The organism is Pseudomonas lurida, from assembly GCF_002563895.1.
Lineage (GTDB): Bacteria > Pseudomonadota > Gammaproteobacteria > Pseudomonadales > Pseudomonadaceae > Aquipseudomonas > Aquipseudomonas lurida.
In genome coordinates this window covers 263,195-279,779 of record NZ_PDJB01000001.1, presented here as the reverse complement: position 1 = coordinate 279,779, position 16,585 = coordinate 263,195, and the positions used below count along the sequence as shown (strand labels likewise).

Genomic DNA, 16,585 nt, shown 5'->3' with positions numbered 1-16,585 from the left:
TCATTACGCACCGTAAAACACCCTGGTCCCCCCTTCTGAAAAGCCCCTTCCCAGTCAGACCATTCTGAATCTCTCCAACACCGCCGTTTAGCCCTTTGCCGCCATTGACGCCCCTCGGCCAACCCTCTTATCTAACGTCCAAAGGATTGGATCCTATCCCGGCTACTCACTGAATCGTCCCGTTCGGCCCGCCGCGCACACCTGCGCCAACGGTCCGGAGCGATTGCTGCTGGCTGCATCAAGGAGATACTTATGACGCACCCCCTGCTCACCGCACCGACACTGCCCCAGGCCATCGGCAATGGCATCAATGCCCTCGCCGCCACACACCTGCAGGTCGACATTGCGCCGTATCCCGGCATGGATGAAGGCGACCTGGTCGAGCTGTTCTGGAACAACTGCTTCGCCGCCTCGCGCCGCGTCACCGCCTGCAAGATCGGCACGGTTACACGCCTGCGCATCCCGGAGAGTTTCGTGCTGGAGGGCCCGGCCCGGGTGCACTACCGGGTCATGCAAATCGGGCGTGCGCCTACACGCTCGGCCATGGCGCACCTGCGCGTGAAGACCCACCCTCCAGGCGGCCAGCCCTCGTCCCTGTACCGCGATGAGAACCAGAACCTTGCCCCCGTAGGCTTGCCCGACACCATCCGCCGCTACGGCGTCAACGCCAGCCAGGTGCGGCGCGGTATCCCCCTGACCATCGAACCGTACCTGAATATGACCTGCGGCGACGCCATCACCGTGCGCTGGGGCGATGCGCGCCTGGACCTGCCGAAGCTCCAGGCCCGGGACGTGGGCCTTGCAGTGCAGGTGTGGGTGCCGTCGGCGCTCATCACCGAGGCCGGCGACGACTGCCGGCTGGAGGTGACGTACTGCATTCTGGATCGTGTCGGCAACAATTCACGCTGGGCGCCAGCCCGTACCTTGCGCATTGCCGCCGAGGCACCAGCCCGAGCGGCCGGGGCCGCGCGGATCTAGCAGCCGCGCGCACCGGGCTCACCCGGCGACCTGGGTGACAGACCTTCTATGCATATTCCCAAAAGTTAGTTTATTTAAATATTTAACAAGCTTAGGGTATATGCACCGGACCACCGGACATCGCTGATTTTTCTGTTTTTATTTCATTGAATGCGAGGTCGGTATGGTCAGGATTACCCCGGTGCGTAACGCCAGGGCATTACGTGCAGCCAAGGAGCGGCGCTGATGTCTAACTTGGCTCTAACACCCCCCCAGAGTGATCTGGATGTAGCCCCCCTGCTGTTGCCGGCCGCCGTGCTGCGCAACGATGCAGAGGCGCTGAAGGCTGCCCATGAGCTGGCCCAGGCTGCGCGCCTGCAAGCCGCCAGGCGCGACCAGCAGCGCAAGCTGCCGTGGGCACAGATCGAGCAGTTCACCCGCAGTGGGCTGGGCAGTATTTCCATTCCCCGTGAGTACGGCGGCCCGCAGGTGTCCTTCGTGACCCTGGCCGAGGTATTCGCGATCATCAGCGCGGCAGACCCGGCCCTCGGGCAGATCCCGCAGAATCATTTCGGTATCCTGCAGCTGTTGCAGGGCGCCGCCACCGAGCGCCAGAAAAAGCAGCTGTTCCAGAGCGTCCTCGACGGCTGGCGCATCGGCAATGGCGGCCCGGAACGCGGCACCAAAAACACCCTGGAGCTCAAGGCACGCATCACCGCCGAAGGTGACGGCTATGTGATCAGCGGCCAGAAGTTCTATTCCACCGGCGCGTTGTTTGCACACTGGGTCGCGGTGAAAGCGCTGAACGATGACGGCAAGCAGGTCATGGCGTTCGTACGCCGTGGCACCCAAGGGCTGCGCATCGTCGATGACTGGTCCGGCTTCGGCCAGCGCACCACTGCCAGCGGCACCGTGCTGCTGGACCAGGTGCCGGTGGACGCCGAACTGGTGATCGAAAACTGGCGTATCGGCGAAACACCGACGGTCCAGGGCGCTGTCTCGCAGTTGATCCAGGCGGCCATCGACGCCGGCATCGCCCGTGGAGCACTGGATGACACCCTTGCATTCGTGCGTGAGCGCTCGCGCCCATGGATCGACGCCAAGGTCGAACGCGCCAGCGATGACCTGTACGTGATCGCCGACATCGGCAGGCTGAAGATCGAACTGCACGCCGCCGAAGCCCTGCTGCGCAAGGCCGGCCAGGTGCTGGACCACGTCAGCGCCGCGCCGATCACTGCGCAGTCTGCTGCGCGGGCATCCATCGCGGTGGCCGAGGCCAAGGTGCTGACCACCGAAGTGTCGCTGCTGGTCAGCGAAAAGCTCTTCGAACTGGCCGGCAGCCGCGCCACCCTCGCCGAATTCAACCTCGACCGCCACTGGCGCAACGCGCGCGTGCACACCCTGCATGACCCCGTGCGCTGGAAGTATCACGCCATCGGCGCCTATCGATTGAACGGCACATTGCCCGCTCGTCACTCCTGGATTTAACCGACCAGAACACTTTTTCCACGAGCTTCTGGAGAACAACATGACTGTCTCTACTCACGTCGCGGTTATCACCAGCGACGAACAAGCCCTTATTGTCGCCAGCGACCTGGCCGAAGACTTTCGCCGCGACAGCGCACAGCGCGACCGCGAGCGCCGCCTGCCCTTGCCCGAACTGGACGCGTTTTCGCGCTCCGGCCTGTGGGGTATCAGCGTGCCCAAGGAGTACGGTGGTGCGGGCGTTTCCAATGTCACCCTGGCCAAGGTCATCGCCTTGATCGCGCAGGCGGACGCTTCCCTGGGCCAGATCCCGCAAAATCATTTCTATGCCCTGGAAGTGCTGCGCGTGAATGGCAGCCCGGCGCAGCAACGCCGCCTGTATGCCGAGGTATTGGCAGGTCAACGCTTCGGCAACGCCCTGGCAGAGTTGGGCACCAAAACGGCCCATGATCGCGTCACCACACTCACCCGCGACGGTGACGGTCTGCGTATCAGCGGGCGCAAGTTCTATTCCACAGGGGCGATCTACGCCCAGCGTATCCCCACCTCAGTGGTGGATGAACACGGGGTGCAGCAACTTGCTTTTGTCCCGCGCCACAGCGAAGGCTTGAGCGTGATCGACGACTGGAGCGGCTTCGGCCAGCGCACCACCGGCAGCGGGTCGGTGGTGTTCGACAACGTGTGGGTCGCCGCCCAGGATGTGATCCCGTTCCAGAGCGCCTTCGAGCGCCCGACCACGGTCGGGCCCCTGGCGCAGATTCTGCACGCCGCCATCGACACCGGTATTGCCCGCGCCGCCTTTGAAGACGCGCTGCACTTTGTGCGCACCAAGACCCGTCCGTGGATCGACGCCAGCAGCGACAAAGCCAGCGAAGACCCACTGACCCTGAAAAGCTTCGGCCACCTGAGCATCCGCCTGCACGCCGCCGAGGCGTTGCTGGAACGCTCGGGCGAATTCCTCGACCGCGCCCAGGCCGACAGCAATGCCGAGACCGTTGCGGCCGCCTCGATCGCCGTCGCCGAAGTGCGCGCCTTGAGCACCGAAATCTCGCTGGCCGCCGGCAGTACCCTGTTCGAACTCGCCGGCAGCCAGGCAACCCTGGCCGAGCACGGTCTCGACCGCCACTGGCGCAACGCCCGCGTGCACACCCTGCACGACCCGGTGCGCTGGAAGTATCACGCGGTGGGCAATTACTACCTCAACGATGAAAACCCGCCACTGCGGGGGACCATCTGATGGCGAAGAAAAAAATCCTGCTCAATGCCTTCAACATGAACTGCATCGGGCACATCAACCATGGCCTGTGGACCCATCCACGGGACACGTCCACCCAGTACAAGACCCTCGAGTACTGGACCGACCTGGCCAGAACCCTGGAACGCGGGCTGTTCGACGGCTTGTTCATTGCCGATATCGTCGGCGTCTACGATGTGTACCAGGACTCGATCGACGTGCCGCTCAAGGAGTCGATCCAGCTGCCGGTCAATGACCCCTTGCTGCTGGTCTCGGCCATGGCTGCGGTCACCCGCCATCTCGGCTTTGGCCTCACCGCCAACCTCACCTACGAACCGCCGTATCTGTTCGCCCGGCGCATGTCCACTCTGGACCACCTGAGCCGCGGCCGAGTGGGTTGGAACATTGTCACCGGCTACCTCGACAGCGCCGCCAAGGCCATGGGCCTCACCGAGCAGGTCGAGCATGACCGCCGTTACGACCAGGCCGATGAGTACCTGGAGGTGCTCTACAAACTCTGGGAAGGCAGCTGGGAAGACGATGCAGTGCTCAATGATCCGCAGGCGCGGGTGTATGCGCAGCCGGGCAAGGTGCACAAGGTCGAGCACCACGGCGAGTTCTACCAGGTGGAGGGGTATCACCTGTGCGAACCCTCGCCGCAACGCACGCCGGTGCTGTTCCAGGCCGGCAGTTCGGACCGCGGCCTGCTGTTCGCCGGGCGCCATGCCGAGTGCGTCTTCATCAGCGGCCAGAACAAGGCCGCGACCAAGGCCCAGGTAGATAAAGTGCGCGCCAGCGCGGTCGAGGCCGGGCGCAATCCGGATGACATCAAAGTGTTCATGGGCCTCAACGTGATCGTGGGCGCCACTGAAGAACTCGCCTGGGCCAAGCATGCCGAGTACCTGAGCTACGCCAGCCCGGAAGCCGGCGTGGCGCATTTCTCGGCCTCCACCGCCATCGACTTTGCCCAGTACGCACTGGACGAGCCGATCCAGTACGTGAAGAGCAACGCGATCCAGTCAGCCACCAAGAACCTGCAGAACAACGACTGGACCCGGCGCAAGTTGCTGGAACAGCACGCCCTCGGCGGACGCTATATCACCCTGGTCGGCTCGCCCGAACAAGTCGCTGACGAACTTGAATCCTGGATCAGCGAAACCGGCCTGGACGGCTTCAACCTCACGCGCATCGTCACGCCGGAAAGCTACGTGGACTTTATCGACCTGGTGGTGCCGGAGCTGCAAAAGCGTGGCTCGTACAAGACTGAATATGAACAGGGAACACTGCGGGAAAAAGTTTTCCACGGCCGCGCTCGCCTGCCCGAACAACACACCGGGTCCACCTACCGCCACTGAAGCAGAACGCTGGAACTCGATTGTTTGCACCAACACCCCATGACTGGAAATTGACCATGAAAAAAAACCTGCTCGCCCACCCAGTCAAAGCACTGGCCCTGGCTTTCGGACTGTTCAGCTCGGCGGTGTTCGCCGCCGATGCACCGTTGAAGATCGGCACCACCGCCGCCTTCGCCATTCCCCTCGAAGCCGCTGTTGCTGAGGCCGGCAAGCAAGGCCTGAAGGTCGAGCTGGTGGAGTTCACCGACTGGATCGCGCCCAACGTCAGCCTGGCGGCTGGCGATATCGACGTGAACTACTTCCAGCACATCCCGTTCCTGGAAAACGCCAAGGCCGCCGCCGGCTTTGACCTGGTGCCGTATGCGCCGGGCATCATCAACAACGTTGGCCTGTATTCGAAGAAGTACAAGAGCATCAGTGACCTGCCCGAAGGCGCCAGCGTGGCGATTGCCAACGACCCGATCAACAGCGGTCGCGGCCTGCAGTTGCTGGCCAAGGCGGGCTTGATCACCCTCAAGCCAGGCGTGGGCTACAAGGCCACCGAAGAAGACATCGTCACCAACCCCAAGAACATCAAGATCCTGCAAGTCGAGGCCGTGCAACTGGTGCGCGCCTATGACGATGCCGACCTGGTACAGGGCTACCCGGCGTATATCCGCCTGTCCAAGACCTTCGATGCCGAGTCGGCGCTGCTATTCGACGGCCTCGACCATCCGGAGTACGTGATCCAGTTCGTGATCCAGCCCAAGAGCAAAACCGACCCGCGGGTGATCAAGTTTGTCGACATCTACCGGCACTCGCCGGTCGTTCGTGCTGCACTGGACAAGTCCCTCGGCAAGCTCTACCAGGTCGGCTGGGAAGATAAAAAATGACCGCCGCCCACTCTCAACTGCGCGACCTGGGCTTGCCGCCCAGGGACGCCGAGCAGACAGAACTGCACCCTGACCTGAACCGTGCCCATGTACGCTTTATCAACCTGGGCAAGACCTACGACGGCAGCGTGCATGCCTTGCAAGGCATCGACCTGGCGATCCAGCGCGGTGAAGTGTTCGGCATCATTGGCCGCAGCGGCGCCGGCAAGTCGTCGCTGATCCGCACCATCAACCGCCTCGAGCAACCGAGCAGCGGACGCGTGCTGATCGATCAGGTCGACATTGGCGACTTCGATGAAGACCGCCTGGTGGCGCTGCGTCGGCGCATCGGCATGATCTTCCAGCACTTCAACCTGATGTCGGCCAAGACCGTGTGGCAGAACGTCGAGTTGCCGCTGAAAGTCGCTGGCGTACCCAAGCCCGAGCGTGAGCAAAAGGTGCGCGAGCTGCTGGAACTGGTGGGCCTGCAGGACAAACACACGGCTTACCCGGCGCAGCTGTCCGGCGGGCAGAAACAGCGCGTGGGCATCGCCCGATCGTTGGTGCATGACCCGCAGATCCTGCTGTGCGACGAGGCCACGTCGGCGCTCGATCCGGAGACCACCCAATCGATTCTCGGCTTGCTGCGCGAGATCAACCAGCGCCTGGGCCTGACCATCGTATTGATCACCCACGAGATGGCGGTGATCCGCGAGATCTGCGACCGCGTGGTGGTGCTGGAGCATGGCCGTATCGTCGAGCAAGGCCCGGTATGGCAAGTGTTCGGCAACCCGCAACATGAGGTCAGCAAGACCCTGCTGGCACCGCTGCAGCATGGGTTGCCGGAAGAGTTGCAAAGCCGTTTGCAACCCACACCTGGATCTGCGGACGCGGCGATTGTGCTGCGCTTGCAGTTCACCGGCAGCGACACCGACGAGCCGGACCTGGCCGCGCTGTTCAGCGCCCTCGGCGGGCGCGTGCGCTTGCTGCAAGGCGGCGTGGAGCGCATCCAGGGGCATGCCCTCGGGCAACTGCTGCTGGCGGTGAACGGCTCACCCCACGGCGCCGAAGAACTGCGCAAGCGCGCCGGCCATTGGGCACAACAGGTGGAGGTGCTGGGCCATGTGGTTTGATCGTTTAGTGCAGGGCGCCATCGACACCTTGCTGATGGTCGGCGTGTCGTCGCTGATCGCGCTGCTGGTGGGGATTCCGCTGGCAGTGTTCCTGGTCACCAGCGACAAAGGCGGCATCTACCAGGCGCCGGCGTGGAACCGCGTACTGGGGGCGTTCGTCAACCTGTTCCGTTCGATTCCGTTCCTGATCCTGATGGTGGCGTTGATCCCGTTCACCCGGCTGATCGTCGGCACCACCTACGGCGTATGGGCTGCCGTCGTACCGCTGACCATCGCCGCCACACCGTTTTTTGCACGCATTGCCGAGGTGAGCCTGCGCGAGGTCGACCACGGCCTTATCGAAGCCGCGCAGGCCATGGGCTGCCGCCGCTGGCACATCATTTGGCACGTGCTGTTGCCGGAAGCGCTGCCGGGGATTGTCGGCGGGTTCACCATCACCCTGGTGACCATGATCAACTCGTCGGCCATGGCGGGCGCGATCGGTGCGGGCGGGCTGGGGGATATTGCCTACCGCTACGGCTACCAGCGTTTTGATACGCAGATCATGCTGACCGTGATTGTGCTGCTGGTGATCCTGGTGGCGGTGATTCAACTCGGTGGTGATCGCCTGGCCCGGGTGCTGAACAAGAGGTGAGGTATAGTCGGGCCATCGAAGACGCCCGGTACTACCCGTCATGACCCTCAAGCCCGACGACCTCAACACCATCACCGCCACCACCCTCGGCCACTACAACAGCGTGGCCGAGGACTTCCGCGAAGGCACCCGCGACCACGATGTGAGCCAGAACATCGACGCGCTGCTGCGGCATATCCAAGGTTCGGCGCCGTTTACCGTGCTCGATTTCGGCTGCGGGCCGGGGCGCGACTTGCAGACCTTTACCCGCATGGGGCATATCGCCGTCGGGCTGGATGGCTCGGAGCGGTTTGCACAGATGGCGCGCGAAGACAGTGGTTGCGAAGTGATGCAGCAGGACTTCCTGAAGCTGGACCTGCCTGCCGAACGCTTCGACGGGATTTTCGCCAACGCGGTGCTGTTCCATATTCCCAAGCAGGAACTGCCGCGTGTGCTCAAGCAGTTACAGGGCGCGTTGAAGCCGGGAGGCGTACTGTTCAGCTCCAACCCTAGGGGTGAGAACCAAGAAGGCTGGAATGGACCTCGGTATGGGGCTTACCACGACTTGGAGGCGTGGCAAGCGCTGCTGACGCAAGCAGGGTTTGTGGAACTGGAGCACTACTACCGTCCCGCAGGCTTGCCTCGGGAGCAACAACCTTGGTTAGCCAGTGTGTGGCGCAAACGGTAGGGCTGAATGACCGGACCAACCTAGAAAAACTTTGCAGCCCCAACCCCAACCTAACCCTAACCACGATGCGAAGCGAGCCGCTCTTGATCTTGATCTTGATCGTGCTTTTGATCTCAGGCGCCCCATCAAACACGCTGGCCGGAATTCGACAGGGATTTGGGGGGTAAACCGGCAGGGATGCCGGTTTAGCCGCCCCGCGCCATGGATGGCGCGTGGCGGCGGCCCCCCAAATCACTGTCGGATTACGGGCACACCGAGCGTGAGCGAGGTGCCGAGTGTTGGGGCAAGAGCCCTTTTGGTTACTTTTGGGGCTCTTTTCCAAAAGTGACCCGCCGTAAGGGCGGAACCCATAGCAGCCGTTACCTAAATAACGGATATGTACCCGGCCTGATCCGACATCCAGGCCGGCTGTCAGGCCGCCTTCGCGGGCAAGCCCGCTCCCACAGTTGGATCGCGGGGTGACAGTTAGATAGCGGGCGGCTGTCGGGGCGTCTTCGCGGGCAAGCCCGCTCCCACAGTCGGATCGCGGCCTACAATAAGACAGCTGTGGCAGCCGGCTTGCCGGCGAGTGCTATTTCACCCGATACACCACAGGCTCCTCACCCACGACCAACACCGTCACACTGCGCCCGGTAAACCCCGCTTTCTCCTCTACGGCAAAATTCGCCACCAACCGCGTCCCATCGGCAAAGGTGGTTTCCTGCAACTGCCTATCCGAAGTCAACCAACGAAACCCCGTCATCGCCTGGGTGGCCAACCGCTGGTGCAAGGGCCGGAAAAACCGGTCCTGGCGCTGGATCACCGGCAGCCGCTGCTTAATCGTAGAAGCACTCAAGTGATACAGCGGCGGCACGTTGTAGAGCAGCTGCACCAGCTCATTCTCAGCCCGCACATTGCTCAGCTTCAGGCTGTCGAACAGCCAGTGATGAGTGGTGATCACCGAGCCGTGGAACACCGCCTGGTACAAAGGCAGGCGCATGGTCGGCTCGAAATACACCGTGCGAAACGGCTCGTTCAGCGGCACCGGCTTGAAGAACACGGTCGGTTGCTGCGGTGGGTACCAGTTACCGACGTAATAGGGTGATTGCTTGTCTTGGGTCATGGCGTGATCACCCCAGCCCATCACGGGCGTCTGCATGCCATGCGCGAACAGGATGCCTTCGGCTGTGATGGCGTTGCCGTCTTCCGAACCGGCGGGCAACTTGAGTGCGGTACTGAGCCAGCGCGAGGCGTCGATGTTGCCTTCGGCGTTCTGCGCCTGGGTCATGCGGGCGCCGTCCCGGTAGCTGTCGAACACCATGCTGGTGGCATAGGCATCGAGGAACCAGGCGTTGAAGCCAGCCTTTGCCTGGATAGCCTTTACGCGGGCCTCCAACAGCGGCCGCACGCAGCGCGGGTCGGTGTAGTGCCCAGACTGCTGGAAGCCGGTTTTCAGCTTGCCGTCCTTCAGCACAATCGCGCACTCGCGGTAGGCCCTGGCGCCCAGGTGAGCGGTGGTCCAATCCGGATTTTCCGTGGCGGACAACGCGGTTTCATAGGAGTCGTAGGGCGCCATCAGGAAACCCGCGTCGACGCCGGCCCGGATCGCCTCCGGGTGCCAGAGGCCGCCTTCCCAGCCCTCGCCCAGGGTCAGCAGCAAGCGCGGCAGACCTGAGCCGCGCAGTGACTGGATCACCTGGCTGCCCCAATGTGCGGGGGTGTCACTCAAGGCCCCGGCAAAATCCACGGCCAGTTCGCGACGCAGCTCGCCATAGCGCGCGGCGAGCTGGGTCATGTCAGGTTCTTCCACCTGCCAACGCTGCCGAGCCTGTTGGTTGATCGCCGCATTCAGGCCACGGAGCACGACCGTCTGCTCATAGCGATTCAACGGGGAACCCTGCGCAACGATCTTGGCGGACTCCTTGTCCAGCAAGCCCTGGAGTGCATGCCCACGCAAGCGCTTGAGCAACAGCGGCCAATCGCGCACATCTTCGGGGGCCAGCAAGTCATTGCCCCACAGGTAGACATGGCTGGCGCCCAGCAACTTCTCGGCCTCGGGGGTCTGCCGCAGTTTGTCCGTCAACGGCTCATAACGGCCGCGCTCAACCAGCCATTGGCGGTAGCGCTTGGCGCCGGACAACGGATCAGCCTCTCCCAGGTGCAACAGCAGGGTCATGGGCGCGCCAGGGTCGAGGGCGGTGAACTCATGGGCCAGTGACAGGGCCTGGGTTTCCTGCCAGCGCAGGCGGTTGTTGTAGGGGTTGGTCAATAACCAGCTGAGGGTCACCGCGCCGTGATCGACACCCCACAGCGGCAAGCTCAGATCCTGGGTAGTGTTGACGTCACCTTGCTCCAGCAGGAAATCCTTCCACAGGGCATTCCCGGTGGGCACGTAATGCCCCTCGGCCAGCGGCCACATCAGGCCCCTGCCCAGCGCACTGGCCGGTTGCACGAGGATCGGCAGCTCACCCGCTTGCCGCGCCGTGACGGCTAACGCCAGGTCACGTTGCTCAAGGCTGGCACTCACCCGAAAGGCGCCGTCATCCCATTGCCAGCTCGCTTGCTGACTGCTGTGTTCAAGTTGGCTGACGGCACGGGCCGCTACGCCGCTGGAGGCTTGTATCGCCGGTTGACCCTTCGGTGTAACGCGGATGGCCAGGGTGGCCGGGTCGAGCTCGACTCGCCAGAAGGCGTTTTCCAACACGGTGGCGAACGTCGGCGGCGAGAGGAAGAAACCATAGAGCAGCACAATAGATCGCAGGTAGCGCATGGGATTGGACCCGAACGAGGTGAAAGTCGGGAGGGTAGTACACTTGATGGCTTGCAGGAGGTACCCAAGGTCATTCGGGACGTTTCATACATCCCTTGAGGCGGGTGGAGAACCATTATGTGGGAGCGGGCTTGCCCGCGATTGCGGTGGGTCAGCCAGCAGGTGTGCGACTGACATACCGCCTTCGCGGGCAAGCCCGCTCCCACATTTTTAATGGCGTTGTTCCTGCTGTTCCTGCTGGGGCTCGCGGATTTTGTACCAGGCCACATACAGCGCTGGCAGGAACAACAGCGTCAGCAAGGTAGCGATGATGATCCCGCCGATCATCGCATACGCCATCGGCCCCCAGAACACTTCGCGGGCGATGGGGATCATGCCCAGGCTCGCAGCGGCCGCCGTCAGCAGGATCGGCCGGCGCCGATGCTCGGTGGCTTCCACTACCGCATCCCACGGCGTATAGCCTGCTACCTCATATTCATGAATCTGCGTCACCAGGATCACCGAGTTACGGATGATGATGCCGATCAACGCCAGAATACCCAGGATCGCCACAAAGCCCATGGGCGTGCCCGTGGGGATCAGCGCCAGCACTACGCCAATCAACCCCAGCGGCGCCACGCTGGCCACCAGGAACATCTTCTGCACGCTGTGCAACTGGATCATCAGGAACGTCGCCATCAGGAACAGCATCAGCGGCACCACGCTCGCAATCGGGCCCTGGGCCTTGCCGCTTTCTTCCACGGTACCACCGGTGGCGACTTTGTAGCCCACCGGCAGGCCGGCGCTGAATTTGTCGATTTCAGGCTTGAGTTGCTTCACCAGGTCCGTCGGTTGCATCTCATCGCGCACCGACGCCTTGATGGTAATGGTCGGCTTGCGATCGCGACGCCACACCAGCGGCTGTTCCAGTTCATAGCGCACCGTGGCGAAGGCCAACAGTGGAATCGAAGTACCGTTGGGCGTGACGATCTGCAGGTTCTGCAAGGTTTCCGGCGTACCGCGTTCGGCGTCTTCGGCACGGCCAACCACGTTGATCAAGTAGATATCGTCGTGCACCTGGGTTACCGAGGCACCACTGACCACGCTGTTCATCAACTGCGCCACATCTTCCGACGACAGCCCCAATTGGCGCGCCTTGTCCTGGGCGATGTCGATGCGCAGCACTTTGCCGGGCTCGTTCCAGTCGTAGATGATCTCGCCCAGGTGGCTGTTCTTATCCAGCAAGGTCGCCAGTTCGATGGCGTGCTTGCGCACCTGGTCAGTGTCTTTGCCTGAGACGCGATACTGGATCGGCCGCCCCACGGGTGGGCCCATCTCCAGCGGTTGCACGAAACTGCCGATCCCTACGAAGTCATCGCGCAGGCGCTTTTGCAAGCGGGCGATCAGCTCGCCGCGCTCTTCCAGGCCCTTACTCACGATGACCAACTGCGCGTAGTAGGGGTTTTCCAATTGCTGGTCCAGAGGCAGGTAGAAACGGATCGCGCCCTGGCCGATATAGGTGCTCCAGCGGGCAATGTCCGGGTCGTCCTTGATGATCGCTTCAAGGCGGTCGACGGCCTTGCGCGTCTCGTTGATCGAAGCGTTCTGCGGCAGGTTCAGGTCGACGAGGATCTCCGGGCGGTCCGACGAGGGGAAGAACTGGTTCTGCACAAACTGCATGGAAAACACCGACGCCACGAACAGCGCCACGGTGATACCGATTGCCCACCAGCGGTTGCGCATGGCCCACAGCATGCCGCCATTGAAGGCGCGGCCTATGCGCCCCGGCTCTGCAGCGTGGGGTTTCACGTTGGCGCTGAGGATATGCACACCAATGACGGGTGCAAACAGGACCGCCACCACCCACGACACCAGCATCGCCACGGCAATCACCGCGAACAGGGTGAAGGTGTACTCGCCCGCCGAGCTGGCGTTGAGGCCGATCGGCACAAAGCCCGCCACGGTCACCAGCGTACCGGTCAGCATCGGGAATGCCGTGGAGGTATACGCGTACGTCGCCGCCTGTTCCTTGGTTTCGCCTTTTTCCAGGCGCGTGATCATCATCTCGACGGTGATCATCGCGTCGTCCACCAACAGGCCGAGGGCGATGATCAGCGCGCCCAGCGACACCCGCTGCATGGTGATGCCGCTGTATTCCATGAACACGAACACCAGCGCCAGCACCAGCGGAATCGAGCACGCCACCACCAGCCCCGCGCGCATGCCCAGGCTGATAAAGCTCACCACCAGCACGATGATCACCGCTTCAAACAGTGCACTGGTAAAGCCGCCAACGGCCTCCTCCACCACCTCGGCCTGGTCGGACACCTTGTGCACGCCGACGCCCACCGGGAGGTCGGCGGTCAGCTCGTCCATGCGCGTGTGCAGGGCCTTGCCGAACGACTGGATATTGCCGCCCTTCTGCATGGCAATCGCCAGGCCAATCGCCGGCTTGCCGTTGAATCGGAACATGGGCCGCGCCGGGTCCACATAGCCACGGCTGATGTCGGCAATGTCCGCCAGCCGATAGAAACGGTCATTGAGCCGCAGGTTGACGTTGGCCAGGTCTTTCTCCGAGGCGAACTGCCCGGAGGTGCGCACCGAAATCCGTTCCGGGCCGGCCTCGATCACCCCGGCGGGCGTCACTGCGTTTTGCGATTGCAGGCTTTGCACGACCTGGCGTTGATCAATGCCCAGGGCTGCCAGTTTGCGTGTAGAGAAATTCAGGTAAATCACTTCGTCTTGCTGGCCGATCATCTCGACCTTGCCCAGCCCCGGCACCGAACGGATCTCGGCGCGCACCTGCTCCACGTAGTCGCGCAGCTGGCGCATCGACAGGCCGTCACCGGTAAAGGCGTACACCGAGCCAAATACGTCACCGAACTCGTCGTTGAACGACGGCCCCTGCAAGCCCTGGGGGAAAGTGCCGCGAATATCGTCGATCTTCTTGCGGACCTGGTACCAGATCTCCGGGATAGCCTTGGCGCTGGTGGTGTCCTTGAGGAAGACGAATACGGTGGACTCACCGGGTCGGGTGTAGCTTTTCACGTAGTCGAGGGAGTCCAGCTCCTCAAGTTTTTTCTCGATGCGGTCAGTGACCTGCCTGAGGGTTTCTTCCTGGGTCGCACCCGGCCAGCGAGTCTGGATCACCATGGTCTTGATGGTGAACGAAGGGTCTTCCTCGCGGCCCAGGTTCATGTAGGAGAACACGCCCATCAGCAGCGCGACGAACATCAGGTACCAGACAAAGGACTGATGCTTGAGGGCCCAGTCGGATAAGTTGAAGCTCCCTTTCATCGCGGGCTGTCCTCGTCGATTTTGACTTTCTGCCCGGGTTTCAGGCTGTTCACGCCGGCGGTGACGATGCGCTCGCCGGGCTTGACGCCACCGTTGAGCACGGCGCTGTCGGCGTCACGGCTGATCACGGTAATGTCGCGCGGCTGCACAGTCTGGTTCTGTGTATCGAGCAGCCAGATACGGGTCTTGCCGTCGACTTCCTGCAAGGCGCTCAGGGGCAGTTCGATGCGCGGGGCAATGGCCGTGCTCAGCGTCACGCTGATCGCCGTGCCCAGGCGGAACGCGGGCGGTGTTTCGGCCAGGGTCAAACGTGCACGACGGGTGCGCGTGGCGCTCTGGGCCTGGGGCTCGATCTCGCGCACGATGGCCGTGGTGTTCACGTTGGGATCGAGTTGCCCGGCGACCAGGAACACCACGTCCAGCGGCAGACGCTCAGCAAGGCCGGCAGGCAGGTCGATCACCGCTTCCTTGATATCCGGGCGCGCCAGGGTCACCACTTGCTGGCCGGCACTGACCACCTGGCCGGCCTCGGCATTCCAGGCGGTGACGATACCGGCGTGGTCGGTGCGCAATTGGGCATAGTTGAGTTGATCTTTGGCCTGGTTGACCGAGGCTTTCGCCTGGTCGAGGGTGGCCTGGGTGGTCTTCAGGTCGGTCTGGGCGATATCCAGCTGGGCCTGGGCGCCGACGCCACGGTTGAACAGCTCCTGCTGGCGACGGGCGTTGGCCTGGGCATTGATGAATTGCGCTTGCACCCGGGCCAGATCGCCCTGGGCCGAGCGCAATTGGTTCTGTTGGTCGGTGGGGTCGAGCACGGCGAGCAGGGCGCCCTGCTCCACCTCGGCGCCCACGTCCACGGCACGGCGGGCAATACGGCCGGGCACGCGAAAGCCCAGGTTGCTCTCATAGCGGGCCTGGATGGTGCCGGCAAAACGGCCGAGGTTTTCCTGGTCCTCGGATGTCACTTCCATGGACAGCACCGGGCGCACGGGCTCGGGCGGCGGCTCTTCCTTGGAGCACGCCACCAGCAACAGGCTGGCGGCAAGTATCCCTGTCAGGCGCTTCATGGCTGCGCTCCTTGCTGGGCGATCTCGACCAGCATGCCGGGGTGCAGCAATTGCCCACCGGCCACCACGACTTTTTCGCCGCCCTTGAGGCCGTCGCCAATGATGACTTTGCCGGTGAGGTAACGCGCCACGGTGACCTTATGCAACTGCGCCTTGCCGTCGCCGTCGATCAACCACACCGCAGGTTCGCTGAGGTCTTTGGTCAACGCCGCCCAAGGCAGTTCGATACTGGCTTTGGCCGGGCCGCTGGCGGTGGCGCTCACGACGGAGCCCAGTTCCATGCCCTTGGGCAGGGCCTGCAGGGCGATCTTGACCTGCACCGTGCCGGTGTTGGCAGCCACGGCAGGCGTGACTTCACGCACGGTGCCCTGGACCTTGATGCTTGGGTTATCCAGCAGGCTGACGGTGATCGGCGCATCCGGTGGTGGCTCCACCAGCAGGGATTCATACACGTTGAACACCGCATCGCGCTCGCCATCGCGCGCGAGGCTGAAAATCGGCACCGTGGCCTGCACCACCTGGCCGACCTCGGCCTGGCGCGCGGTAATCACGCCAGGCGCTTCGGCAATCAGCGAGGTATAGCCAAGTTGTTCGCGGGCGTTCGCCAACTGGGCCTGGGCAGCCGCCAGGGCACTTTGGCTACTGCGCAGCGCGGCCTGGGCGGAATCGTATTCACTGCGGCTGGTGTAGCCCTTGGGCAGGAGTTTTTCCTGGCGCACGAAGGCGGCCGCGGTTTGCTTGACCCGCGCCTGCTCGGCCACGACCTGGGCCTGGGCGGAATCGACGTTGGTCTGCAGATCCTTGGGGTCGAGCTTGGCCAGCACTTGCTTGGCCGTCACACGGTCTCCCACGTCCACCATGCGCTGGATGATCTTGCCGCCGACGCGAAAGGACAGGTCGGTTTGCACCCGCGCCTGGATATCCCCCGTCAGCGTCACCGCCGCGGCAAAGTCCGCCGGCTGCACCGTCTGCACAAATACCCGTGAATGGGCCTTGGGTTCAGCCTTTTCTTCGCCACAGCCGCTCAGCAGCGCCACCAGGCCAAGGCTGAGTAAAAATAGTGAGGTGCGACCGCCCATGCAGGCTCCTTTTGCGTGATGCCGAGTTGCCAGTGTGTATGCGACTGTGAGCTTAGTTCAGGGTTCCTTATCTGCATGGAGGCTCCCATACTCCAATG

The 16,585-nt window shown here is 63.0% G+C and carries 12 protein-coding genes; 8 read left to right on the top strand and 4 right to left on the bottom strand.

The window, feature by feature from the left end; genetic code table 11:
- Positions 1–252 precede the first annotated feature (252 nt).
- From ATH90_RS01290 to ATH90_RS01255, 8 genes are all read left to right on the top strand, one after another.
- Positions 253–978, top strand: coding sequence for a hypothetical protein (locus ATH90_RS01290; protein ID WP_098465567.1), 726 nt, complete (start codon positions 253–255; stop codon positions 976–978).
- 225 nt (positions 979–1,203) lie between these two features.
- Complete coding sequence (locus tag ATH90_RS01285; protein ID WP_034108604.1) at positions 1,204–2,445, top strand: SfnB family sulfur acquisition oxidoreductase; 1,242 nt, start codon at positions 1,204–1,206, stop codon at positions 2,443–2,445.
- 40 nt (positions 2,446–2,485) lie between these two features.
- Positions 2,486–3,679: an SfnB family sulfur acquisition oxidoreductase gene (locus ATH90_RS01280; RefSeq protein WP_098465566.1), complete on the top strand. Its 1,194-nt coding sequence runs from the start codon at positions 2,486–2,488 to the stop codon at positions 3,677–3,679.
- Positions 3,679–5,031, top strand: a complete 1,353-nt coding sequence (locus ATH90_RS01275; protein ID WP_034108602.1) for an LLM class flavin-dependent oxidoreductase — start codon at positions 3,679–3,681, stop codon at positions 5,029–5,031. The genes ATH90_RS01280 and ATH90_RS01275 overlap by 1 nt, the downstream gene beginning before the upstream one ends.
- A gap of 56 nt (positions 5,032–5,087) precedes the next feature.
- Complete coding sequence (locus ATH90_RS01270) at positions 5,088–5,903, top strand: MetQ/NlpA family ABC transporter substrate-binding protein (RefSeq protein ID WP_098465565.1); 816 nt, start codon at positions 5,088–5,090, stop codon at positions 5,901–5,903.
- Positions 5,900–7,015 carry a methionine ABC transporter ATP-binding protein gene (locus ATH90_RS01265; protein WP_034108597.1) on the top strand — a complete coding sequence of 372 codons (1,116 nt, stop codon included), beginning with the start codon at positions 5,900–5,902 and terminating at the stop codon, positions 7,013–7,015. The genes ATH90_RS01270 and ATH90_RS01265 overlap by 4 nt, the downstream gene beginning before the upstream one ends.
- Positions 7,005–7,649, top strand: coding sequence for a methionine ABC transporter permease (locus tag ATH90_RS01260; RefSeq protein WP_034108595.1), 645 nt, complete (start codon positions 7,005–7,007; stop codon positions 7,647–7,649). The genes ATH90_RS01265 and ATH90_RS01260 overlap by 11 nt, the downstream gene beginning before the upstream one ends.
- A 40-nt stretch (positions 7,650–7,689) precedes the next feature.
- On the top strand, positions 7,690–8,316 hold the full coding sequence (locus ATH90_RS01255) for a class I SAM-dependent methyltransferase (protein ID WP_069021127.1): 627 nt from the start codon (positions 7,690–7,692) through the stop codon (positions 8,314–8,316).
- 571 nt (positions 8,317–8,887) lie between these two features.
- Here the strand turns inward: ATH90_RS01255 and ATH90_RS01250 are convergent.
- The 4 genes from ATH90_RS01250 to ATH90_RS01235 all read right to left on the bottom strand — a co-directional run bounded on the left by ATH90_RS01250 (position 8,888) and on the right by ATH90_RS01235 (position 16,487).
- Positions 8,888–11,065, bottom strand: coding sequence for a glycoside hydrolase (locus ATH90_RS01250; protein WP_098465564.1), 2,178 nt, complete (start codon positions 11,063–11,065; stop codon positions 8,888–8,890).
- 210 nt (positions 11,066–11,275) lie between these two features.
- Positions 11,276–14,341: an efflux RND transporter permease subunit gene (locus ATH90_RS01245; RefSeq protein ID WP_034108589.1), complete on the bottom strand. Its 3,066-nt coding sequence runs from the start codon at positions 14,339–14,341 to the stop codon at positions 11,276–11,278.
- Entirely contained in the window at positions 14,338–15,408 is a 1,071-nt protein-coding gene (locus tag ATH90_RS01240; protein WP_098465563.1) for an efflux RND transporter periplasmic adaptor subunit, read from the bottom strand. Before ATH90_RS01240 ends, ATH90_RS01245 begins: the two co-directional genes overlap by 4 nt.
- Positions 15,405–16,487 carry an efflux RND transporter periplasmic adaptor subunit gene (locus ATH90_RS01235; protein WP_034108585.1) on the bottom strand — a complete coding sequence of 361 codons (1,083 nt, stop codon included), beginning with the start codon at positions 16,485–16,487 and terminating at the stop codon, positions 15,405–15,407. The genes ATH90_RS01240 and ATH90_RS01235 overlap by 4 nt, the downstream gene beginning before the upstream one ends.
- Between the last annotated feature and the right edge of the window lie 98 nt (positions 16,488–16,585).